The following is a 22,128-nucleotide window of genomic DNA, read 5'->3' as shown; positions in this document are numbered from 1 at the left end:
CCCGAAACGCTCTCCCCAAAAGCGGTACATTGGAATTGCTCTAAAAGATAATACTTGATTAGACAATTCACGTTTTCTAAGCGGGGTGGGTAAAACTGAATTGCGAGAGCACAATGATTTTGAAGTCGATATTTGCGGCCGCGGTCGCCCTCGCGGCCTTCATGCCGCTTACCCTCGGCGCGCGCGCCGAGACCGTCACCGACATTAGTGGCCGTAAGGTCGAAGTGAAGACGCCGGTCGAGAAGGTCATCCTCGGCGAAGGCCGGCAAATCTACCTGATCGCCGCGCTCGATACCGACAACCCCTTCAAGCGAATCGTTGGCTGGCGCGAGGATTTCTCCCAGGCCGATCCCGACAATTACGCCGTCTATCTGGAAAAATTCCCCTCGATGGCCACGATCCCGACCTTCGGCGGTTTCAAGGACGGCACCTTCGACATCGAGCAGGCCATCGCGCTTCAGCCGGACGTGATGATCATGAACATCGAGTCCAAGCAGGCAACGGAGGACGCGCAATATATCGAAAAGCTCGCCGCCGTTGGCATTCCGGTGGTCTATGTCGATTTCCGCGAGCATCCCTTCACCAACACCGAGCCGAGCATGCGCCTCATCGGCAAGCTCTTTGGCCAGGAAAAGCGGGCCGAGGAGTTCATCGCCTACCGCGCCGCGCAGATCGCGCGCGTCACCGAGGTGATCGCAGAGAAGGATCCAAAGCGCCCAACGGTCTTCGTCGAACGCGCCGGGGGCTATTCCGATGACTGCTGCATGAGCTTCGGCAACGACAATTACGGCAAGTTCGTCGAGATGGCCGGCGGCCGGAATATCGCGGCGGATCTGATCCCGGGTACTTTTGGGGCGCTCAATCCCGAACAGATCATCGCGAGCGATCCCGACCAGGTGATTGTTACGGGCGGTAACTGGGAGGCCTATGTGCCGGGTGGCAAATGGGTCGGCGTCGGTCCCGGCGCGGACGAAGCGGCAGCACTGAAGAAACTCAAGGGCCTGACGGAGCGGCCTGCCCTCACCGGCATCAAGGCGGTGGAGAACGGGCAAATCCACGCCATCTGGCACCAGTTCTACAACAGCCCCTATCAGTTCGTCGCAATCCAGCAGATGGCCAAGTGGCTGCATCCCGACCTGTTCGGCGATCTGGATGCTGAGGCCACCTTCAAGGAGCTGCACGAGAAGTTCCTGCCGGTCGAATACAGGCCTGGCCATTGGGTCTCGCTCTCCGATGAGCAGTGAACCCGCTACACTATCGGCCAAGGAAGGGCGCAGCCTCTACCGCGCACTTGTTCTGCGCAAGCAGCTCATGCTCGCAGGGCTCGCCCTGGCGCTGCTCCTGAGTCTTTGCGTCGATCTTGCGCTCGGCCCTGCCAGCTACAGCCTCGACCAGGTGGTGCTCGCGCTCGTTTCTCCCGCCAGCGTGCCCCTTCAGGTGCGCGTCGTACTGTGGGAAATTCGGCTTCCCATCGCGCTGATGGCCGTGGTCGTTGGCGCAGCACTGTCGGTCGCCGGTGCACAGATGCAGACCATCCTCAATAATCCGCTCGCCAGCCCCTTCACGCTCGGCATTTCGGCGGCGGCCAGCTTCGGCGCCGCGCTCGCGCTCGCCTTCGGCGTCGCGCTCATCCCCGCCGCGATCGAATATGTCGTGCCGCTCAACGCCTTCGTGGTGGCGATGCTGACCGCGCTCGTCATCCACCTGCTGAGTCTCAAGCGCGGCGTGACGGTCGAAACCATCGTGCTTCTCGGCATCGCGCTCGTATTCACCTTCAATGCGCTGCTGTCGCTCGTCGCGTATCTTTCCTCGGAGCAGGCGCTCGCCGCGGTCGTGTTCTGGACGATGGGAAGCCTCACCAAGGCCACCTGGCCCAAGCTCATCATCACCAGCCTCATCCTTATCGCAACGCTGCCGATATTCGCGCGCCGCGCCTGGGCGCTGACGGCGTTGCGGCTAGGCGAAGACAAGGCCGCGAGCTTTGGCGTCAAGGTCGCACGCCTGAGGCTCGAAACCATGATGATGGTGAGCCTGCTTGCTGCCATTCCCGTCGCCTTCGTCGGCACCATCGGCTTCATCGGGCTCGTCGGTCCGCACATCGCCCGCATGCTGATCGGGGAAGATCAACGCTTCTTCCTGCCCGCTTCAGCGCTTGCTGGCGCCCTCATCCTTTCGGCAAGTTCGGTTGCCAGCAAGTCGCTCATTCCAGGCACGATCTTCCCGATCGGCATCGTCACCTCGCTTATCGGCATTCCCTTCTTCATCTCGCTGATCCTCTCGAATGTGAGGCGCTCATGGTAACGATCAGGCTCGATGGTCTCGGAGCCTTCCACGGGACGCGGCTCGTCCTTTCGGACGTTTCAACTCCCATTTTCCGAGGTGGCGAGGTAGTCGCCGTTATCGGGCCAAACGCAGCGGGCAAGTCAACGCTGTTCAAGCGCATCGCAGGGCTCTTGAAAGGCCCGGGGCGCGTCTGCCTCGAGGGAGCGGCGAAGGGACCGGACGGCATCTGCTACATGCCGCAGGATACGGCAGCCAACGCGGTGCTGACCGTCTATGAATCGATCCTGCTCGCCCGCAAGCAGGGCTCTGCCTGGTCGGTTAGCGATGGCGACCTCGCACTCATAGACGGCATCCTGGCCGCGCTCAGCATCTCGGATCTTGCCTTTCGCAATGTCGGAGAATTGAGCGGGGGGCAAAGGCAGGTGGTGAGCATCGCCCAGACCCTCGCCCGCGAACCTGAAATCCTGCTCATGGACGAGCCGACGTCCGCGCTTGACTTGCACCGGCAGGTCGAGGTGCTGAGCTTTATGCGCGGGCTTGCGCGCAAGCACGGGATTGCGGTGCTGATCGCAATTCACGACCTCAATCAGGCCCTGCGCTTCGCTGACAAATGCATCGTCATTGCAGACGGCCGGATGATCGCCTGCGGCACGCCGGAAGATGTTGTCACCCCGGCGCTTTTGCGTGACGTGTACCGCGTCGAGGCGCGGATCGAGCGCTGCTCGCGGGGCATCGGTCATGTGATGGTGGATGGCGTCGCGGACGAGACGGCAGCGGCTGCGTCGATAGCAGCTTAAGGCATCTGTGGTCGAAAGCCAAAACCTAGAAAATAGATCGAAAATTCTGCGTAAATGTTTGAATTAAAACATTTGCCATCGCCCAGGCGGCTACTTGGGCGACGAAGGGAGGCGTTCACTCACGACCGCTGCACGTCCTTCGACGAGCCGCTGTTGTACGAGATACCTTGGGTAGACAGAGGTCGTGAAAACGCGCGATAAGGTTAGCCTGCGCTAGATCTAGAGATGGCCGGGGCACCAGAAGATGGCACGCCGAATGTGCAACGCAATGCTTGGCTTCGCGGCGCTTGCCATAACCGCGTGCCAATCGGCTCCTGAAGCGCCGCAACCCACTCCCGAACCTGCATTAGAACTTGGTACCATTCCCGCCCAAACTGCCTCGGATCCTGCGGCTGTTCCCTCCGGCTCAGCAATTATGCATCAATCCGTGGCGGTCACTCCGCCTGACAAGGCCGTTCCGACAAAGTATGCTGTTTTTTCGGGTCTATGGGCCGGACGATTGGATGGGATGTATGACGCCATACTTGCTGTTCAGACGATTTCTTCCAATGGGAAGGTGACGGTTACCTATGCGTGGGGAACCCTGGGCGACAACCATCCGGGAGAGGCCGCCGGCGCTGGAAGAATTGTGGGGAGTACGTTGAAGCTTGAGCGCCTACCGAATGGCGCAGACGTCAGTTTTGTCATGCGGCCCGACAGAACCCTGGCCGGAACCGTTAGGCTTGCCGGCCAGACTTACACGGGCGCGTTCCTCAAGCAATGATCAAAGACGTGTCTGAAGGCTATGTAGGGGCCAGCCGACTGTTCCATATTGCAGCCTATTGTTACCGGGGTGGGGCCTGCAGGCCGTGACCAGCGGCTACAATGGTTGTCAGGGCATCGGCTGCATGGGCGACGACCCGGATAGGGCTGTGGACAATACTCCCCAGTTCGACAAGGAGGGTGAACCCAACTTTGACGAGCACGGCAGCTAGCAGGGTTGTCATGCGCCGGCTGCCTCGTCGACGATCCCGGAGATGATGAATAATTTCTGATGGATCGTCTGCGTCAGACACTCTCGGACAAGTTTTACTCGGTCGCGCTCATCCGCAGCGCCGAAAGGTGCGGCGGGCTTTTGCGTCTGGAATAAAGGCTTTGAGACGAAGTTAGCGGCTTTGCGGCGTGTTCTCGCTGATGACAATTGCTGTTGCCCGATCGCCCGCGTCCTTGTTCCAGAGGCGCGGGCTCCTGATCGAGAGATGACCGCAGGCGGTTGGGTTTATTCGACGCGCGCTTGATCGCCAGTCTATCCGCTATTTGCGGTGACCGCATCATCAAGCACCTTTGTGCTGGGCTGTATGCGCGCGCCAGCAGGCGCGAACACCGAAATCGCCTTCGGGTGGACCTTGAAATGCGCCGGGGACGAGGTGACGATCTCCCCATCAGTGTTCACCGGCATTGGCCTTTTCGTCTCGATGTCAAACTCGACGCATCTCGCTGTGCGAACCTCGCTCCAGGCGCCATGCGTGCCTGAGCGGAACGAGCGCAGCATAAGCGCCATTTTCCAGAGGTTCGTCATTTCCAGGCTGTACAGGTCGAGATGACCGTCATCGATCTCCGCCGTCTCCTCGACAATGTTGCCGCCGCCATAGTGGCGGCCGTTGCCGACTGCAATCTGGTAGGTCTTGACTTCGGTCGCTACGCCCTTTTCGGTAATCCTTGCTTCGAAGAGGCGGGCCTTGGTCAACACTTTCATGGCCGCCAAGGCATAGCCAAACCTGCCGAAACGCTTCTTCAGCGCCGGATCGAGACCCTGCGCAAGGTCGGTGCTGAGGCCGATGCTCGCAACGTTAAAGAAAGCGTGACCATTGACCGTTCCGATGTCGATCAGACGTCGTCCGCCCTCTACGATCACGTCGGCCGCCTTCCCCAAATCCAACGGTATTTCGAGGGTGCGCGCCATATCGTTCGCCGTCCCCATCGGAATGATACCCAACGGCAGCCGGCTTTCCATAACCGCGACCGCCGCCGAGGACACCGAGCCATCGCCGCCGCACACGATCACAAGATCGGCCCTATGGCGAACGCGAACGATGTCGCGTGCTATCTCGGGCAGCGCCTCAAACGTCTCGACGCTGACGCGGAGCCCACCGGCTTCCAGCCGCTCGACGACCGGTGCGATAGATTCCTGCCCACGTCGTGCCTTCGGATTGACGAGTAGAAGCGCGCGTCTGTTCGTGATGTCGTTCATGCGGCGTAGATAGGGTGCGAGCCTGCGGATTGCGACGTCAACACGCGCGCCTGGGAAGGCGCCAGAGTTGAATTTTCGTAACAGCCCGAATTGCTGGTTGTCACATCCGATGAGGAATCTGCACGGTTGGGGACGCTGTCGCCCGCATCCGCTGCGGCTAACTTGGCCGAACCTGACGCTCAAACGTCTTTGTGAGTCGACTTCTCGATGTCGACCGTCGATGATCCGAAATTTCGGCCTCATGCTCGTTCAGAGCGGCTTCCGGATCCATTTTGCCAGGACGCCAACGATGCCCTCCCGGAACGACAGCACCGCGACAACGAAGATGATGCCCTGGCCGATGGTGACCCAGTCGCCGAATGTCGCGAGGTAGTTCTGCATCGTGACGATGACTGCCGCGCCGACGATCGGTCCGAACACTGTGCCCATGCCGCCCAAGAGCGTCATCAGCACGACCTCGCCGGACATGGTCCAGTAGACGTCGGTAAGCGACGCCAATTGGAACACGATTGCTTTGGTTGCACCGGCGACGCCGGCGAGCGTGGCCGACAGCACGAATACGGCGAGCTTGTAGCGGTTGACCCGATAGCCCAGCGAGATCGCGCGGGGCTCGTTCTCGCGGATCGCCTTCAACACCTGTCCAAACGGCGAATGGATAATCCGGTAGATCAGCAATATGCCGGCGAAGAAGACGGCGAGCACGAAGAAATAGAGGACTTCGCTCGAGCGCAGGTCGATCAGCCCGAACAGATGGCCGCGCGGTACGGCCTGGATGCCGTCCTCGCCGCCGGTAAACGCCGCCTGCAGCGAGAAGAAATAGATCATCTGCGCAAAAGCCAGTGTCACCATGGCGAAATAGATGCCGTGGCGGCGAATGGCGAGGGAACCGATGGCGAGACCGAGCACGGCTGCCACCAGCGTGCCCGCGATAATGGCAAGTTCAGGCGTCAGACCCCACACCTTTGCCGCATGGGCCGAGACGTAGCTTGCCATGCCGAAATAGGCTGCGTGGCCGAAGGACAGGAGGCCACCAAAGCCGAGCAACAGGTTGAAGGCGCAGGCAAACAGCGCGAAGCACAGCACCTTCATGACAAAGATCGGATAGAGCAGGAATGGCGCGGCGATGAGGAAGACGAAAAGCGCCGCGAAGATCGCAAGGTGATGACGGGGCATGCCCGCGGCGCCAACGGACGTGATGGTCGCCATAGCGATCGGGTTGGTGTCGGTTGCCATCACACACTCCGCCCAAACAGACCGGCGGGTTTGACGAGCAGCACGAGCGCCATGATGACAAAGATCACCACGGCCGAGCCTTCCGGATAGAACACGCGGGTCAGGCCCTCGATCAACCCAAGCCCAAAGCCGGTGAGGATCGAGCCCAGGATTGAGCCCATGCCGCCGATGACGACGACGGCGAAGACGACAATGATCAGGTCTGCCCCCATGTTCGGATTGACTGCGTATATCGGCGCGGCGAGCACGCCGGCGAAACCCGCGAGTGCGACGCCGAAGCCATATGTGAGCGTGACCAGCAGCGGCACGTTGATGCCGAACGCGCCGACCATCGTCGGGTTCTCGGTCGCTGCCCTCAGATAGGCGCCAAGCCGGGTCTTTTCGATGATGAACCAGGTCGCGAGGCACACGATCAGGGAAGCCACAATCACCCAGGCGCGCGAATTGGGCAGGTACATGAAACCGAGATTATGCCCGCCGGTCAAAAGCGGCGGCGGCGGGTAAGGCAGGCCAGATACGCCGAAAAACTGGCGGAAGAAGCCGACGATTATCAGCGCCAGGCCGAAAGTGAGAAGCAGCCCGTAGAGATGGTCTAGGTGATAGAGCCGTCGGATCAGCACGCGCTCGAGCACGATCCCGGTGACGCCGACGATCGGCGGAACGATGAACACAGCCCACCAGTAACCGACGCCGAGATAGTTGAGCAGCATCCAAGCGCCGAAGGCGCCCAGCATGTACTGCGCGCCATGCGTGAAATTGATGATGTTCAAGAGACCGAAGATGACCGCCAGCCCGAGGCTCAGAACCGCGTAGAAGGACCCATTGATCAGCCCGAGCAGCAACTGGCCGAACAGGACCTGCGGCGGAATTCCAAGCAGTTCGAACATGGTCGCTCCAGCTGACTTGTCGACGAGGCGACGCGCCGAGCGGTTCGGCGCGTCGTTGGCGAGGGCTCGCTTATTTAACGAGCGAACAGCCGCCTTCGGCGAGCGAGCGGAACGCCTTGTCGGCCGGAATGGTGGCCACCGTCTCGAAATAGTCCCATGGCCCCTTCGACTGGTCCGGCTTCTTGACGCGGAACAGATACATGTCATGCAGCTTGCGCCCGTCGGCGCGGATCGTACCCTTGCCGAACAGCGGATCGTCGGTCGGCATTTCCTTCATCTTGGCCATCACCTTGGCCGCATCCTTGTCACCAACGGCCTCGACGGCTTTAAGGTAATGCAGGACCGAAGCGTAGACTCCCGCCTCGATCATCGAAGGCTTTTGTCCGGCATTCCGCTCCTGGAAGCGGGCAGAGAATGCCCGCGTTTGATCGTCCTTGTCCCAGTAGAACGCGCTGGTGAGCACGAGGCCTTGCGCCACGTCGAGGCCAAGCGCATGCACGTCATTGATGAACATCAGCAGGGCGGCGAGCGCCTGGCCACCCTGCGTGATGCCGAATTCCGACGCCTGCTTGACCGCGTTGATCGTGTCGCCGCCGGCATTTGCGAGGCCGACGACCTTGGCACCCGACCCTTGAGCCTGCAGCAGGAAGGACGAGAAGTCCTGGCCGGGGAAAGGATGACGGACAGCGCCGAGAACCTTGCCGCCCGATGCTTCGACGACCGCCGACGTATCGCGCTCGAGCGCGTGGCCGAAGGCGTAGTCTGCCGTGACGAAGAACCAGCTATCGCCGCCTTCTGCGACCATGGCCGAGCCCGTGCCGTTGGCAAGTGCCCAGGTGTCGTAGGTCCAGTGGACGGTGTTGGGCGAACATGCTTTGCCGGTGAGGTCGGACGAGGCCGGACCCGAGGCGAGGAAGATCTTGTTCTTCTCCTTGGTGATCTCGTTGACAGCGAGCGCCACCGACGAGGTTGGCACGTCGGCGATTACATCGACATTTTCAGTGTCGTACCACTGGCGGGCGATGTTTGAGCCGACGTCCGGCTTGTTCTGGTGGTCGGCGGAGACGATCGACACGTTGATGCCCTTGTCCGCCGCCTTGAAGTCTTCCGCCGCCATCTGGGCCGCGATGACCGAACCTTCACCGGCGATGTCTGCATAGATGCCGGAACGGTCATTCAGAACGCCGATCTTGACATCCGTGGCATGGGCCGTGCCGGCCATCAGCAGGCTCGTCAGCGAAGCCAGAATAAACCCCATTTTTTTCATCGCTACTCTCCTCCGATTGCGGCGCAACGCGCCGTTGATGATTGCCTCAGACACCGAGATAGGCGTGCAGTTTGTCGATGTTGGCGTCGAGTTCGTCATTGGGGATCGTGTCGATCACGCGCCCCTGTTCGACCACGTAGTGACGGTCCGCGACCGACGCGGCGAAATGAAAATTCTGTTCAACGAGCACGATCGTGAATCCCTCGTCCTTGAGCCGGGCAATGGTGCGGCCGATCTGCTGCACGATGACGGGCGCAAGCCCTTCGGTCGGCTCATCGAGCAGCAAAAGCTTCGCGCCCGTCCGCAAGATCCGGCCGATGGCGAGCATCTGCTGTTCGCCGCCCGAAAGCTTGGTGCCTTGGCTCGAAAGCCGCTCCTTCAGGTTCGGGAAAAGCTCGAAAATCTGCTCGACGCTGAGCCCACCGGGGCGCACCTGCGGCGGCAGCATCAAATTCTCCTCGACCGAAAGGCTGGAAAAGATCGCGCGTTCCTCTGGGCAGTAGGCGATGCCCATCTGTGCGATCAACCGCGACGGCAGCTTGATCGTCTCGCGGCCGTCATAGGTGACCGAGCCCGAGCGCCTGGAAAGGATGCCCATGACTGCCTTCAGCGTCGTCGTCTTGCCGGCGCCGTTGCGGCCGAGCAGCGTCACCACTTCGCCTTCGCCAATCTCGAAACTCACGCCGTGAAGCACATGGCTCTCGCCGTACCAGCCCTGCAGGCCATCGACGCGCAGCAGCGGTCTCGCCGAGGGGGCAGGAGCCGGCCTGCTCGTCAGTTCAGCTTCAACCATGTCCGGCCCCGATATAGGCTTCGATAACGCGCGGATCCTTGGAAACCGCGGCATAGTCGCCTTCGGCGAGGACTTTGCCGCGCGCGAGCACGGTGATGCGGTTCGACAGCGAGGCTACGACCGAAAGATTATGCTCAACCATCAAAATGGTGCGGTTCTTGGAGATGCGCCGGATCAGCGCCGAGATGCGCTCGATGTCTTGTTGCGCCATGCCGGCCATAGGCTCGTCGAGGAGCAGCATCTCAGGGTTCAGCGCCAGCGTCGTCGCGATCTCAAGCGCGCGTTTGCGGCCGTAGGACAGATCGCTGGCGCGGATATCCGAAAACTCGGTCAGGCCGACATCGGCGAGAAGAGCCGCACCCTCGCTATTGAGCTTGGAGAGCACTTTCTCGGAACGCCAGAAATCGAAACTGTCGCCGCGCCGGCGCTGCAGCGCGATGCGGACATTCTCGAGTGCCGTCATGTGCGGAAACACCGCCGATATCTGGAAGGAGCGCACAAGGCCCAGCCGCGCAATGTCGGCCGGCTGCATCCTGGTGATGTCGCGGCCTTGGTAACGGATCGCGCCGCGCGTCGGCTGGAGAAATTTGGTCAGCAAGTTGAAGAGGGTCGTCTTGCCTGCGCCGTTGGGCCCGATCAGCGCGTGGATCGATCCTCGCTCGACTGTCAGGTTGACATTGCTGACAGCGACGAAACCCCCAAATTCCTTAGTCAATCCCGCTGCTTCGAGGATCGCTCCGGAATTCATGCGCGGGAGCCTTCGCCGGTCATTGGCGTGAAAACGTGGAACCGCGCTGCGAGGCTATCCGCCCCCAGGGTGACTTCCATGGTTTCCTCCCGTGGCACTCCCGCCCGCAACAAACGACCTAATGCACATCGCGTCAAGGCCGCAATTGCCGGCGCTCTGGCACGGGGCCTTCGATCATTTTCGAATTGCAACGTCGAAGGGGCAGACGACAGGCGAGATGGGCCTGTAATCCGAACCACCCCAATCCGAACCCATCCCGTCCAAGCAGTTCGAAATCCGCGGCGACTGAGTTAGATGAATGCAAAAGCTTAGCTGCGCTGGCTCGAGTTGGAGTTTTCCCGGTCTGCCCGGGTGATCTTGCCCTTCGACGCTTTCGATCCGCCGCCCCATTCCTGGGCGTTCCTGGCTTGGGCGCCGCCCTTGGCCGGTTCCTTGGCCTTGTCGCTGCCGCTTGCCCTCTTTCCCGATACAGGATGCTCGGCTTTCGTAAACAAGTTGGTCTTTGTCATGGTGCCACTCCTATCGATGGTCGGGATCGCAGCCATTACGGTCCGCCTGCGGGGCAGGCATCGTTCAGGCCTCGCCGCGGTTTGGATCCTTGCCGGCAGCCTGGCTGCTCTTTTGCGGCTTGTCCTTCTTCTCCTGATTGCCGCCGCGGTTGCCGCCATGCTCGTCGCTCGATCCCTTGACGGCCTTTGTGTCCTGAAGCTTCGTAACCATCCTGGTTCTCCTGTTGGTCCATCTGCTTGAACTCCCCTGACTCGGCGATTGTTCCCGCCGGGAACATATCGGCGCTTCGAGAGTTGGCGAGGAGGACCGCACCGCAATGAATGCGAGGAAGGGGATTGCCGTCGGAGCTTTTTGAAGGGTGACCTTCACTTTCGAGAAGTGTTGCAGATGAAAATTGCCCAGATCGCCCCCCTTACCGAAGCCGTGCCGCCGCGGACCTATGGCGGGACCGAGCGAATAGTTTCATATCTGACTGAGGAGCTTGTTCGGCAGGGGCATGATGTGACCTTGTTCGCCAGCGGTGATTCACGCACCTCTGCCGAATTGGTACCGTGTTGCGATATTGCATTGCGCCTGAATCCCAGGGTCCGGCACGATATTCCCCAGCACGTGATGATGCTTGAACAGGTGCGCAGGCGGGCCGATGAATTCGACGTGCTGCATTTTCACATCGATATTCTCCACTTCCCCGTAGTCCGGGACTTTGCCGAGCGAACCGTTACGACACTTCATGGACGGCTCGACCTCCCGGATCTGGCGCAGCTTTATGCGATGTTTGATGACATTCCGCTGGTTTCGATTTCTTACGATCAACGCTGGCCCATGCCGCCTGTCCATTGGATCGGAACGGTGTATCACGGTCTGCCTCGCGATCTTCTCCCTTTTCGGCCGAAAGCCTCGGGCTATCTCGCCTTCCTCGGCCGCATCTCACCGGAAAAGGGGCCGGAAACAGCGATTGAAATCGCAGCGCGTACCGGAATGCCGCTGAAGATTGCCGCCAAGATCGACAAGGTAGACCAATCATATTGGAAAGAGAGGGTCGAACCCAAGGTGCTTCGAAATTCCAACGTGGAATTCATCGGCGAGATCGACGAACGGCAAAAAGCAGACTTTTTGGGCAATGCGGCAGCGCTTTTGTTCCCTATTGACTGGCCGGAACCCTTCGGACTCGTAACCATTGAGGCGATGGCCTGTGGCACGCCTGTGATAGCGTTTAGACGCGGCGCCGTTCCGGAGGTCATCGACGATGGTGTGTCCGGGTTGATCGTCGACACGCTCGACGGAGCTGTGGACGCGGTACGGCGGATAAACGGCATCGATCGTGCACGGGTGCGACGGACTTTTGAAGAGCGATTCACGGTTGAGCGCATGTGCCGCGACTACGTGGCGATCTATGGCTCGCTCTCGGACGACATAACGAAAGCATTTGGTTCTCAAAACAAGCGCGCTAAAAATGCCGCAATGATGACTATGTCTACCTGACCGAGCAAGGCGACGGCTCGGCTGTCCGGATCAGCGCCTGAGCCGCCTTGTTCGCTTCTGAACGGGAGGGGTTACCATGACCACTCAACTCGAAGACCGCAAGATTGATCCAGCCGTGGCGCTGCCGGCAATCGACGAAACGGCACCGCGCGAGCCGCATCGGCAATTTGCGCTGAAACACGAGGATTGCTTCGTCGTCGCAGACAGCTACGGCGACATACGCGGCACCGGCGACGGGCTTTTCCGCGACGACACGCGTGTATTGTCGCGCTTCCGTCTGTTCATTGGCGGCCGGATGCCGTCGCTGCTCGGCGCCTCGCTGTCGCAGGACAACATCCTATTCACCGCCAATCTCACCAATCTAGCAACTATCGGGCCGAATGGCAGCGAAGCATTGCCGGGCGTCGTCCACGTCGATCGGACGCGGTTCATCTGGCAGGACCGCATGTTCGAACGCATCAAGTTCACCAACTACTCCGCGCGCGAGGTGGTTCTGCCGGTCCGGCTCGACTTCGACGCCGATTTCCGTGACATGTTCGAGGTGCGCGGCACTATGCGTAGCCGCCGCGGTCGCGCGCATGACGCACTGGTCGGCGAGGCGAGCGTAACGTTCCGATATGAAGGCCTCGACAATGTGGCTCGTCAATCGGCCATCGCATTCTCGATCAAGCCCGATCAGGTGCACCCCGATCACGCCGATTTCCTCATTGTCGTGGCAAAGCGTGACAGCAGAGCATTGTACCTGGAGGTCGGCCACAGCGAAGAAACTCCTTCCAGCGACCGCTTTCGCGCGGCCGCTGCGCGAGCCCGCTTCGCCATGCGCTCAAAGCGCCGGCAGGGCGCCACCGTCTTCAGCTCCGGGCGCGTGTTCAATGACTGGTTGACACGCACGCGCGCCGACATCGCGCTGCTGACGACCGATCTGGAGACCGGGCCATACCCATATGCCGGCATCCCTTGGTTTTCGACCGCTTTCGGCCGCGACGGCGTCATTTCCGCCTTGCAGATGCTTTGGCTCAATCCGGACCTTGCTCGTGGGGTCCTGGCCTTCCTTGCCCACTATCAATCGACCGAGACCTCTGTATTCGACGATGCCGAGCCTGGCAAAATCATGCATGAAACCCGCAAGGGGGAAATGGCCGTGCTGCGCGAACTGCCGTTCGGCCGCTACTATGGCGGCGTCGACACCACGCCACTCTATGTCTACCTGGCTTCCTCCTACGCCGATCGCACCGGAGACGAGGCGTTCGTCGATCGCATGTGGAACTCCCTGGGCGCTGCCACTGCATGGATGGAAGAGGTCGGAGCCCGCAACGGGGATGGCTTTGTAACCTATAACAGGGCGGCCGACACGGGTCTGTTCAACCAAGGCTGGAAGGACAGTTCCGATGCCGTCTTTCATGCCGACGGCACGATCCCCAAAGGACCGATCGCCTTGGTCGAGGTGCAAGGTTATGCCTTCGCCGCATATCAAGGGATGGCGGCGCTGGCCGCCAGGCGCGGCGACGACGCAAAGGCGGCGCACTGGAGCGCCCTGGCAGAGAGGATCCGTCAGGCAGTGGAGACGCATTTCTGGATGCCGGACCGCGATTTCTATGCTTTGGCAATCGACGGACAAGGCAAGCAATGCGCGGTTCGCACGTCCAATGCCGGTCACCTGCTTTATGTCGGGCTGCCGGCGGCGGAACGGGCTAAGTCAGTCGCCACCCAGCTGCTCTCTGGTCATCTCCATAGCGGTTGGGGCGTTCGCACACTGGCCGACGACGAGATCCCATTCAACCCTATGTCATATCATAATGGCTCGATCTGGCCGCACGACACCGCACTCTGCGCCTCCGGGCTCGCCCGCTATCACGAGCGCGACAGCGTCGTGAAGCTGATGAGCGGCATGTTCGAGGCGGCGGTCCGTTTCAACATGCGCCTGCCGGAGCTGTTTTGCGGCTTTACGCGCGCGGCGAGCGATTCACCGGTGGCCTACCCGGTCGCATGTCTGCCGCAGGCATGGTCGGCAGGCTCCGCGTTCATGATGCTGCAGGCCTGCCTGGGCATCCGGGTCGACGGCTGGAAACGCGAGATCACTGTGGAACGCCCGCGGCTGCCGATCGGTATCGACAACATTGTTATCCGCCATCTGGCCATTGGCGAGGCGAAAGTCGATCTCATCTTCGAGCGCATTGGCGACCGCGTGGTGTGCTATCTCGACCATCGCCATGAAGGGCTGGTGCCTCTGGTGGTGCGCTCTTAGCGCAGGCCGGCTAGCGGCCGCTGGGGTTAGCCGCTGTCAGCTGATGGCTAGCAAGGGCGCGCGCGGCCAAGCTGGTCTTGAGCACCTCCAGGAACACAATGTCGCGGGAAACGTTGCAAAGACAAGTCATCGTCTTTGAGGAAGCCATGGCGATCCGTCGAAAAGCTGAGGAAGCTGGTATTTTTGATCCATCCGAGTTGGCTCTGCTGGCTCGAGCGTTCGAACACCTCAAGCTTGAAAGTCAATCGACTGGTCAGCGTGAGGCGCTCGCGTCTCGCATTATTGCCAACTATATGGCCGGCGTGATCGACGAGGCAGAACTGATTTCCCTATCAAGGCAGCCGTTGGGCCGATGACGCTGCCCACCCGCTTGGCGGGCCGTTGCTGCTATGCGGCGGGTGAGGGCGCGTAGCGGCTGCCAAGCGAATAGCGGCTGCCGACATAGGTGAGATTGTTGACGGTCGCGACCGCCGCGCCCGACCAGGTCCGCCGATGCAGGAGCAGGCAGGGGTCGCCGGGGCGAATCATCAGATGGCGGGCCGCCATCTCTTCTGCGGCGACGGCCGAGATCACGTGCTCCACTTCCGTCAGCGGCGTCGCCCGCTGCAGATAGTCGTAGGTGGTGGTCGCAACGAAATTTTGCCGATGGTAGTCCGGTGCGAGTGCCGGATTGACAAACCGCTCCTCGAGCTGGACAGGCACCTCGTCTTCGAAATGCACGATGATCGAATGGGCGACCGGTCTGCGGCGCGTGAACTCGAAGGCGACAATGAGGTCCAGCGCCGGGTTGCGGATCTTCTCGAGGACGACGACCTCGGCCCTGTGGCGTGCGCCGCGCGCGGCGATCTCGCCGGCAATGTTCCTGATTTCGATGAGGGCCGATTGCGGTTTCGGCGGCGCCACGAAGGTGCCTACGCCCTGGATGCGCAGGAGGTGGCCTTCCGAGGTCAGTTCCCTCAGCGCCCGGTGCACAGTCATCCGCGAGACGCCAAGCGTGCTGACCAGCTCGTTTTCGGAAGGCAGCCTGCGGTCCTTCGGCCATTTGCCGCTGCCGATGTTGCCGAGCACGTAGTCCTTGACCTTCTCGTAGAGGGGCCCGGCGGTTTCGGGAAGCCTGATCATCATCCTCTCTCCATTCGGATGATGGTCTTCAACCCGCCGCTCGTGCCTGCGATCAGGCGCTGGTAGGCGGCGGGAATCTCGCCGATCACGATCTCTTCGGACACGAAGCGCGACAGCGCGGGGGCGAGATCACCAAGCATCGCGACGGCCGGCGCAAGCTCGTCGGCGAAGGCGTGGCAACCGACAAGCGCGATCTCGCGTTCGACCAGGAGATTGGGGTCGAGATCGAGGCGGCCGTGCGATATGCCGACCAGCGCCAGCGTGCCACCCCCGGCCAGGAGCTCGAGCAGTTGCGCCATCACCGCCACGTTTCCCGTCGCGTCGATTGCATGGCGCAGATTGGGATCACAGGGCGGGGCGTCCAGGTCGACGACGGTCGCGCCGCTCACCTCGGCCACAAGATCCGCACGCGCCGCATTGCGGTCGGCGACCAGGACCGGCCTCTCACCGTGCCGCGACAGGAGCAGCGCAGCCAGCCCGCCGATCGGGCCGCAACCGGCGATAAGTACCGGCACCCCGGCCGGCGCCGACAGTCGCCGGACGGCGTGCAGGGCGACCGCCAGCGGCTCCGCCATGGCGGCGATTGCGGGATCGAGCGCCGGGTCGTGGCGCAGGAGCAGCCGCGCCGGCAGCTCCGTCTCTTCCGCGAAGCCGCCGTCGCAAACCTCGCCTACAAAGCCCAGTCTGGCGCAGACATTATGCAGGCCGGCCCGGCAAGCAGGACATTCGCCGCACCAGAAACGCGAATCGGCGACGACCCGATCTCCGCAGGCCAACTGGGACACGCCGGCGCCCACGGCTGTCACCTCGCCGGCGAACTCATGCCCGGCGACGCTCGGCGCGCGGCTGATCCACTGACCGGTGCGGAAGTTGTGGAGGTCCGAGCCGCAGATGCCGGCAGCCGCCACTTTGAGCCGCACCCAGCCAGGCGCGGGTTCGCCGGGAGACGGGACATCCTCAACCCGCAAATCGCCCGCCGCGTGGAGTCTGGCAGCCTTCATCGTCGCTACCGCACCAGATATCGGTCGCGCACGTCGGAGACGGCGTGTTCATGCGAGGAGAAGCCTTCGTAGCGGGCAAGCGTGCGGGCATGGCGCGCGAATTCCGGATAGGCCGCCGCCGTCACGTAGCCGATGGAAGAACGCTTGACGAAATCCGTGACCGAGAGCGGGCCGCAGGTACGCGCCCAGCGGCTGGTCGGCAGGACGGCGTTGGGGCCTAACCCGAAATTGCCGATCGAGACTGGCGTGTGCGGCCCCATCAGGATCTCGGCGGCTTCGGTGATGTGGCCAAGGTGTGCGAAGGGATCGTTGGAGAGTATCTCCAGATGCTCCGGTGCATAGTCGTTGATGAAGCGGTAGCTCTCCTCGATCGCCGCCGTCAGGACGATGCCGCCACAGGCGCCGGTCAGCACCGCGGTGGAAAACGCTACCCGCTGCTCGGTCATGCGCGCCCAGTGCTCGGGCAGGGCGGCCAATGCCTCCTCGGCCACGCGGCGGCTGTGTGTCACCAGGTAGGCCGATGAGTCCGGTCCGTGCTCTGCCTCGATGAGGAGGTCGAGCGCGGCTAGCCCGCCATGCACGCTGTCGTCGGCGAGGATGATCGCTTCGGACGGACCGGCGGGAAGGCCGGGATCGATCACCCCGGCAAGCAGCCGCTTGGCCGCAACCACCCAGGGGCTGCCTGGACCGACGATCTTGAGTGCCGGCCTGATCGTCTCTGTGCCATAGGCGACCGCGGCGACCGCCTGCGCGCCACCGCATTTGTAGACCGTTTCGACGCCGGCGATGCGCGCTGCAACCAGCGTCGCTGCGTCCACCGAACCGTCGGGCGCTGGCGGCGTCATGATAGCAAGCTCCGGGACGCCCGCCACCACGGCGGGCACTGCGGTCATCATTGTCACCGAAGGGAACGCCCCTTTGCCGCGCGGGACATAGAGCGCCACCGAGCGGATCGGCGTGAAGCGGTCGCCGGCATAGGCGCCGGGCCGCATTTCCTTGAGCCACATCGCTTCCGGCCTCTGTTCTTCGTGGAAATGCCGGATGTTGTCGATGCCGAAGCGAATGGCGGCGACCACGTTCTCGTCCACCATGTCGAAGGCGGCGTCGAAGTCGGCGGGGCTGACCTTCAGCCGCGTGGCATCGAGATCTGCCTTGTCAAAGTCGCGGGCGAAGCGGACGAGCGCGGCGTCGCCTTCTGTTCGGACCGCCTCGATGATCGGTGCGGCCTTCTCCATAAAGCCAGAGAGATCGGTCTCTGAGCGCCGCATCAGTGCCGAACGACCGGCGGCGTCGATCTGGCTCAGGTCGTGGAACGATACGTTTGGCATAGGATTTCCCTTTGCGGCCGGCAGGCCGGCATTCCTCATTTCGATTTCAGGAAGATGTCGAGCCCGACCAGCCTGTCGAGCAGGAAGATGGCGACAGCCGAGCAGGCGATGAAGACCACGGAGATCGCGGCAAGATCCGGTGTGATGATCGAGCGGATGGAGTTGTAGATCAGCACCGGCAGCGTCACGATGCGCGCATCGACGAGCAGCAGGCTGACCAGGAACTCGTTGAGCGCAAGGATGAACATCAGCAGCGAGCCGGTGATCACCCCCGGCATCACCGCCGGCAGGGTGACGGAGAAGAACACCTGGAGCGGCGGTGCGCCGCAGTTGGCGGCGGCCAGTTCCAGGTCCGGGTCAAGCCCGGTGGCACTCGCCGTCACCGCCCAGATCATGAAGGGAAGGTTGATGACGCAGCAGGCGATGCCGACCGGCCAAAGCTGGCCGAGAATGCCGGCGTTGCCGAAAATCAGCATGAGGCCGATGCCCGATCCGATCAGCGGGATAGTAAAGGGCAGCAGCAGATAAATCTGGATCGTTTTCTCAAAACGCACCGCATATTTCGCCAGCGCGATGCCAGCCAGCGTGCCCACGGGAATGGCAACGATCGTACAGACCGTCGCGACATGGAGCGTACGCAGGAAAGCGTTGCGCAGGTCGGAGGCCTGTGAGATGCGCGCGTACCACCGCAGCGAGAGCCCGTCCGGCGGAAACGTGATGATGTTGCCGCCGGTGAAGGAAGCGCCGAGCACGACGATCGTCGGCGCTGAAAGCGTCACCAGGGCGATCGTGACCAGGGTCCACAAGACAACGGATTTGCTGCGCGAGCCGTTCACGCCCGTGACCTCCCCATCGCAAGCGTTCCGGCTCCGAACAGCGCGAACACCAAGCCGACGAGGATTGACCCGAGCGCGACAAGCATAAGCGCCAGCGTCGCGCCGAGGCCCTGGTCAGACGTTCGGAAGAACTGATCGTAAATAGCGTTGGCGATGAAGTCCTGCGAGCCGCCGCCAAGGATCGCGGGGACTGCGAAATCGGTGAGCGAAAGCGTCAGCACCACCACGCCGGCGCCGATGAAGCCCGGACGAGCGAGTGGCAACACGACATGGATGAACGTGCGAACCCAGTTCGCACCGAGCGATCCAGCGGCCGCCTCCAGCTCTTCGGGAATGGCGGTGAGTGCCGGCGCGAGCATCAGTACGGCGAAGGGCAGCATGTACTGGACGAGGCCGAACAGCACGGCGGGATAGTTGTAGATGAGCCGCATCGGGGCGACCCCGATAAGGCCGAGCGCCTCGTTCACCATGCCCTGATTGCCGAGGATGATCAGCCAGCCATATGCACGCACAACCTGGCCGATGAAGAAGGGCAGGAACAGCGCAATCAGCAGGAATTTGCGCAGTCTTGGCGAACGCGTGCGCACCATCAGATAGGCGTAGGGAAAGGCGAAGACGAGTGTCACCGCGGTGACGATCAGGGCGGCGACGAGGCTGCGATGCGCGACAACGAGGAACAGGGGCTCTGTCAGCGCCCGCCGGAAGTTGGCGATGGAATAGTCGTCCGAGAATTGGAAGGTGGTGGTGTCGAGCGTGCGCAGGCTTGCATCCGCGATCTGGATGAGACCGAGCACGAGCAGTCCGACCAGCAGCACTGCCGGAAGCAGCATCAGATAGGGCGTGGCGCGCCTGAATCGCGCTGGCCAGATGGCGGCGGCAATGCCTTCCAGCGCATCCATGATACGCCATTTCAAGGGATAGGCTGTCCTGGCTGCCCGCATGAGAAAATCCGTAACCGACCTCATAAAGGAGCCGGTGCCGCCAGCGCAGCACCGGCCAACCTGGCGTCAGCCCTGCATGATCGCCTTGAACTTGGAAAACCACTCGCTCTCGTTCTCGACCTGGATCTTCGACGAGATGCGAATGAGGCGCTGGAAATCCGCTTCGGTGGTCGGATAGGACGGATCGCCCACCAGATCCTTCGGCGGTGTGAGGCCCGGCACGACGCCCGGCAAGCCGAGGCCGTCCAGCCAGACCTGCTGGGCTTCCTTGGTCAGCGCATGGTTGATGTACTGCTTGGCCCAGTAGAGTTCGTTTTTCGGCAGGCCCTTGGGGATCCACAAACCGTCCGTGTCGAATTTCGCACCCTCCTCCGGCACGACCCATTCGATTTTCACGCCGTTCTTGCGGGCCTCTCGGGCGTTGGTGGAGATGGTGCAGGCGGCATCGATTTCGCCGTTCTGGAACCAGGTGGTGAAGTCGGGATCTTCGCCGAGCAGCGGCTGCTGCGCCTTCATCTTGGTGATGAAATCCCAAGCCGGCTGCATGTTACCGGGTATGTCCTCCAGCTTGCCGCCACCGGCGACCTGGGCTGGGAAGTGGAAGCCGATGCCGTCATTGTAGAAGGCAAGCCGGCCCTTGAACTTCGGGTCGAGCAGATCTTTCCAGGACTTCGGCGGTCCGTCCGGGAACGCCGCAGGCCGATAGGCCAGCACATAGACATAGCCGTAGGTATTGACGATCGGGAAGCCTTCCAGGCCGGCCGGCTTGGCAAGGTCCGTCACATTGGCGAGGTTCGGCAGGTCGGAGAGGTCTTCCGTTACGCCGCGCAGTGCCGACTTCGTGGCATTGGTGGTGGTGTCCCAGTTGATGTGGATCGGCGGGACCCGATTCTGCGCCACAGCCGCCCAGACTTTCGGCTGGATCTCGTTGTCTTCAGTCAGGTCGTGACGGACAGCGATCCCCGTCATTTTGGTGAAGCTGTCGGACACGCCGGCCTTCAGGCTATCCACCCAGCTGCCGCCCCAGGCGCGCACGATGATCTCCGCCGGCTTTTCCGGTTCCTGCGCATAAGAACTGCGCAGGCCGAGGGCTGAGGCGCCGCCGAGCGCGGCGGTGGCCTGAAGGAAGGTTCTGCGGGAAAGATGGGATAATGTCGGCTTGAAGCGCTTCATCTGCATTCTCCTCTGGGTTTGACCGGTTTCCGGTTCTATCGAAAAACAAGCATGTCCCTGGCATTCCACCCCAGGAACACGCTTTCGCCTATGTCGAACTGCGTGTGCGCGGCGGGATCATGGTCAAAAACGCGAATGACCTCGTCGCCAATCGCGGCGCAGGCTACCTCGTAAACCATGCGCTCGCCTTCGAAGATCGTATCGATGACAGTCCCGGCCAGCACGCAATCGAGCTTCGACAGCTGAGCAGGGTCGCCGGCGAGACGGATCTGCTCGGCGCGGATTGCTCCCGACGCCTTGCCGCCCTCCCCAGGTGGATTGACCGGATCGCCGATTTTTCCGGCAAGCGTCAGAGCACCGCGAAGGATGGAGACGTCGCCCCCTTCCGATACGGACCGTACCGTACCGGCAATGAAGTTGGTGACGCCAATGAAATTGGCGACGAAGGCGTTGCGGGGCTGGCGGTAGGTATGGATTGGCCGCGCCTTCTGCTGGATCTCGCCCTGATCCATGACCACAATGTCGTCGGAAACCACCAGCGCCTCGCGCTGGTCGTGGGTGACGTTGATCGTGGTGACGCCGAGCTCTCGCTGGATGCGGCGGAATTCGAGCTGCATTTCCTCGCGCAGCTTGCGGTCGAGCGCAGCCAGCGGCTCGTCGAGCAGCAGCAGGTCGGGCTCGAACACCAGCGCCCGCGCGATCGCGACGCGTTGCTGCTGCCCGCCGGAAAGTTCGTGAATGCGCCTGCCGCCATAGCCTCCGAGCCGGACCAGCGCGAGGTATCGCTCGACGCGTTCGGGAATGGTGCGTGCATCGCGCCGACGCATCTTCAGCGGGAAGGCGACATTCTCAGCCGCCGTCATATGTGGAAACAACGCAAGCCTCTGAAAGACCATGCCGATCGACCGCTTGTGCGGTGGCACCGCGCTCACCGCTTCACCGTTGATGAAGATCTCGCCGCTGCTCGGGGTCTGGAATCCGGCGATCATGCGCAGGAGGGTTGTCTTGCCGGACCCCGAAGGCCCCAGAATGGTGAGGAACCGGCCCTTCGGTAGATCGAAGGACGCATTCTTGACGGCATGAACCCCATCGAAGTCCATCCCGACGTTGCGGACTGTGACTGCAATTTCCCTGCCGCCTTCCGCTTCCCGCGAAGCTCCGGCCCGGAAAGGCTCCTGCATTGTGGTTCCCCTTTTTGTCGCCGGCCGCATGCAAGGACGTCCAGCGTTGCGAGGTGGTATATACAACCATA

22 protein-coding genes are annotated in these 22,128 nt (G+C 62.0%); 7 read left to right on the top strand and 15 right to left on the bottom strand.

Features of this window, described 5'->3' with window-relative positions; translation table 11 throughout:
• Positions 1-161: 161 nt before the first annotated feature.
• The 4 genes from A9K68_RS24695 to A9K68_RS31895 all read left to right on the top strand — a co-directional run bounded on the left by A9K68_RS24695 (position 162) and on the right by A9K68_RS31895 (position 3,843).
• Complete coding sequence (locus A9K68_RS24695; protein WP_065007950.1) at positions 162-1,244, top strand: ABC transporter substrate-binding protein; 1,083 nt, start codon at positions 162-164, stop codon at positions 1,242-1,244.
• Positions 1,234-2,301, top strand: coding sequence for an iron ABC transporter permease (locus A9K68_RS24690; protein WP_065007901.1), 1,068 nt, complete (start codon positions 1,234-1,236; stop codon positions 2,299-2,301). Before A9K68_RS24695 ends, A9K68_RS24690 begins: the two co-directional genes overlap by 11 nt.
• Positions 2,295-3,080 carry an ABC transporter ATP-binding protein gene (locus A9K68_RS24685; RefSeq protein WP_065007900.1) on the top strand — a complete coding sequence of 262 codons (786 nt, stop codon included), beginning with the start codon at positions 2,295-2,297 and terminating at the stop codon, positions 3,078-3,080. The genes A9K68_RS24690 and A9K68_RS24685 overlap by 7 nt, the downstream gene beginning before the upstream one ends.
• Positions 3,081-3,336: 256 nt before the next feature.
• Positions 3,337-3,843: a hypothetical protein gene (locus tag A9K68_RS31895; protein ID WP_156768291.1), complete on the top strand. Its 507-nt coding sequence runs from the start codon at positions 3,337-3,339 to the stop codon at positions 3,841-3,843.
• A 522-nt stretch (positions 3,844-4,365) separates the two neighbouring features.
• Here A9K68_RS31895 and A9K68_RS24675 read toward each other — a convergent pair.
• The 8 genes from A9K68_RS24675 to A9K68_RS31445 form a co-directional block, all read right to left on the bottom strand.
• A complete protein-coding gene (locus tag A9K68_RS24675) occupies positions 4,366-5,310 on the bottom strand; it encodes a lipid kinase (RefSeq protein WP_065007898.1) in 945 nt (314 codons plus the stop codon).
• Between the two features lie 249 nt (positions 5,311-5,559).
• Complete coding sequence (locus A9K68_RS24670) at positions 5,560-6,483, bottom strand: branched-chain amino acid ABC transporter permease (RefSeq protein ID WP_240992869.1); 924 nt, start codon at positions 6,481-6,483, stop codon at positions 5,560-5,562.
• Between the two features lie 59 nt (positions 6,484-6,542).
• Positions 6,543-7,430 (bottom strand): branched-chain amino acid ABC transporter permease, encoded by an 888-nt coding sequence (locus tag A9K68_RS24665; protein WP_029355907.1) that lies wholly within the window; start codon positions 7,428-7,430, stop codon positions 6,543-6,545.
• Positions 7,431-7,500: 70 nt separating this feature from the next.
• Positions 7,501-8,688: an ABC transporter substrate-binding protein gene (locus tag A9K68_RS24660; RefSeq protein WP_246811428.1), complete on the bottom strand. Its 1,188-nt coding sequence runs from the start codon at positions 8,686-8,688 to the stop codon at positions 7,501-7,503.
• A 55-nt stretch (positions 8,689-8,743) separates the two neighbouring features.
• Complete coding sequence (locus A9K68_RS24655; protein ID WP_065007896.1) at positions 8,744-9,490, bottom strand: ABC transporter ATP-binding protein; 747 nt, start codon at positions 9,488-9,490, stop codon at positions 8,744-8,746.
• The gene (locus A9K68_RS24650; protein ID WP_065007895.1) at positions 9,483-10,238 is read right to left on the bottom strand and encodes an ABC transporter ATP-binding protein; all 756 of its coding nucleotides are present in this window, start codon (positions 10,236-10,238) and stop codon (positions 9,483-9,485) included. The genes A9K68_RS24655 and A9K68_RS24650 overlap by 8 nt, the downstream gene beginning before the upstream one ends.
• Positions 10,239-10,546: 308 nt before the next feature.
• Complete coding sequence (locus A9K68_RS24645; RefSeq protein ID WP_065007949.1) at positions 10,547-10,747, bottom strand: hypothetical protein; 201 nt, start codon at positions 10,745-10,747, stop codon at positions 10,547-10,549.
• 64 nt (positions 10,748-10,811) lie between these two features.
• Positions 10,812-10,958, bottom strand: a complete 147-nt coding sequence (locus tag A9K68_RS31445) for a hypothetical protein (RefSeq protein WP_203546862.1) — start codon at positions 10,956-10,958, stop codon at positions 10,812-10,814.
• A 177-nt stretch (positions 10,959-11,135) separates the two neighbouring features.
• Here A9K68_RS31445 and A9K68_RS24640 point away from each other — a divergent pair, with 177 nt between their 5' ends.
• From A9K68_RS24640 to A9K68_RS24630, 3 genes are all read left to right on the top strand, one after another.
• Positions 11,136-12,230, top strand: coding sequence for a glycosyltransferase family 4 protein (locus A9K68_RS24640; RefSeq protein ID WP_065007894.1), 1,095 nt, complete (start codon positions 11,136-11,138; stop codon positions 12,228-12,230).
• 76 nt (positions 12,231-12,306) lie between these two features.
• The gene (locus A9K68_RS24635; RefSeq protein ID WP_065007893.1) at positions 12,307-14,475 is read left to right on the top strand and encodes an amylo-alpha-1,6-glucosidase; all 2,169 of its coding nucleotides are present in this window, start codon (positions 12,307-12,309) and stop codon (positions 14,473-14,475) included.
• Between the two features lie 146 nt (positions 14,476-14,621).
• Positions 14,622-14,831 (top strand): hypothetical protein, encoded by a 210-nt coding sequence (locus A9K68_RS24630; RefSeq protein ID WP_065007948.1) that lies wholly within the window; start codon positions 14,622-14,624, stop codon positions 14,829-14,831.
• Between the two features lie 31 nt (positions 14,832-14,862).
• Here A9K68_RS24630 and hutC read toward each other — a convergent pair whose 3' ends face one another.
• The 7 genes from hutC to A9K68_RS24595 form a co-directional block, all read right to left on the bottom strand.
• Positions 14,863-15,597, bottom strand: a complete 735-nt coding sequence (gene hutC / locus A9K68_RS24625; protein ID WP_029355923.1) for a histidine utilization repressor — start codon at positions 15,595-15,597, stop codon at positions 14,863-14,865.
• Entirely contained in the window at positions 15,597-16,598 is a 1,002-nt protein-coding gene (locus A9K68_RS24620) for an alcohol dehydrogenase catalytic domain-containing protein (RefSeq protein ID WP_065007892.1), read from the bottom strand. Before A9K68_RS24620 ends, hutC begins: the two co-directional genes overlap by 1 nt.
• A 5-nt stretch (positions 16,599-16,603) precedes the next feature.
• Positions 16,604-17,926: a histidinol dehydrogenase gene (hisD, locus tag A9K68_RS24615; protein ID WP_065007947.1), complete on the bottom strand. Its 1,323-nt coding sequence runs from the start codon at positions 17,924-17,926 to the stop codon at positions 16,604-16,606.
• A 35-nt stretch (positions 17,927-17,961) separates the two neighbouring features.
• The gene (locus A9K68_RS24610) at positions 17,962-18,762 is read right to left on the bottom strand and encodes an ABC transporter permease (RefSeq protein WP_029355930.1); all 801 of its coding nucleotides are present in this window, start codon (positions 18,760-18,762) and stop codon (positions 17,962-17,964) included.
• Positions 18,759-19,703, bottom strand: a complete 945-nt coding sequence (locus A9K68_RS24605) for an ABC transporter permease (protein WP_065007891.1) — start codon at positions 19,701-19,703, stop codon at positions 18,759-18,761. The genes A9K68_RS24610 and A9K68_RS24605 overlap by 4 nt, the downstream gene beginning before the upstream one ends.
• 66 nt (positions 19,704-19,769) lie before the next feature.
• Positions 19,770-20,876, bottom strand: a complete 1,107-nt coding sequence (locus tag A9K68_RS24600) for a PotD/PotF family extracellular solute-binding protein (RefSeq protein WP_065007946.1) — start codon at positions 20,874-20,876, stop codon at positions 19,770-19,772.
• Positions 20,877-20,911: 35 nt separating this feature from the next.
• Entirely contained in the window at positions 20,912-22,057 is a 1,146-nt protein-coding gene (locus A9K68_RS24595) for an ABC transporter ATP-binding protein (RefSeq protein WP_065007890.1), read from the bottom strand.
• Between the last annotated feature and the right edge of the window lie 71 nt (positions 22,058-22,128).

This window comes from Mesorhizobium sp. AA22 (assembly GCF_001672375.2).
Taxonomy (GTDB): domain Bacteria; phylum Pseudomonadota; class Alphaproteobacteria; order Rhizobiales; family Rhizobiaceae; genus Mesorhizobium; species Mesorhizobium wenxiniae.
This window is presented reverse-complemented; position numbering and strand designations above follow the sequence as displayed.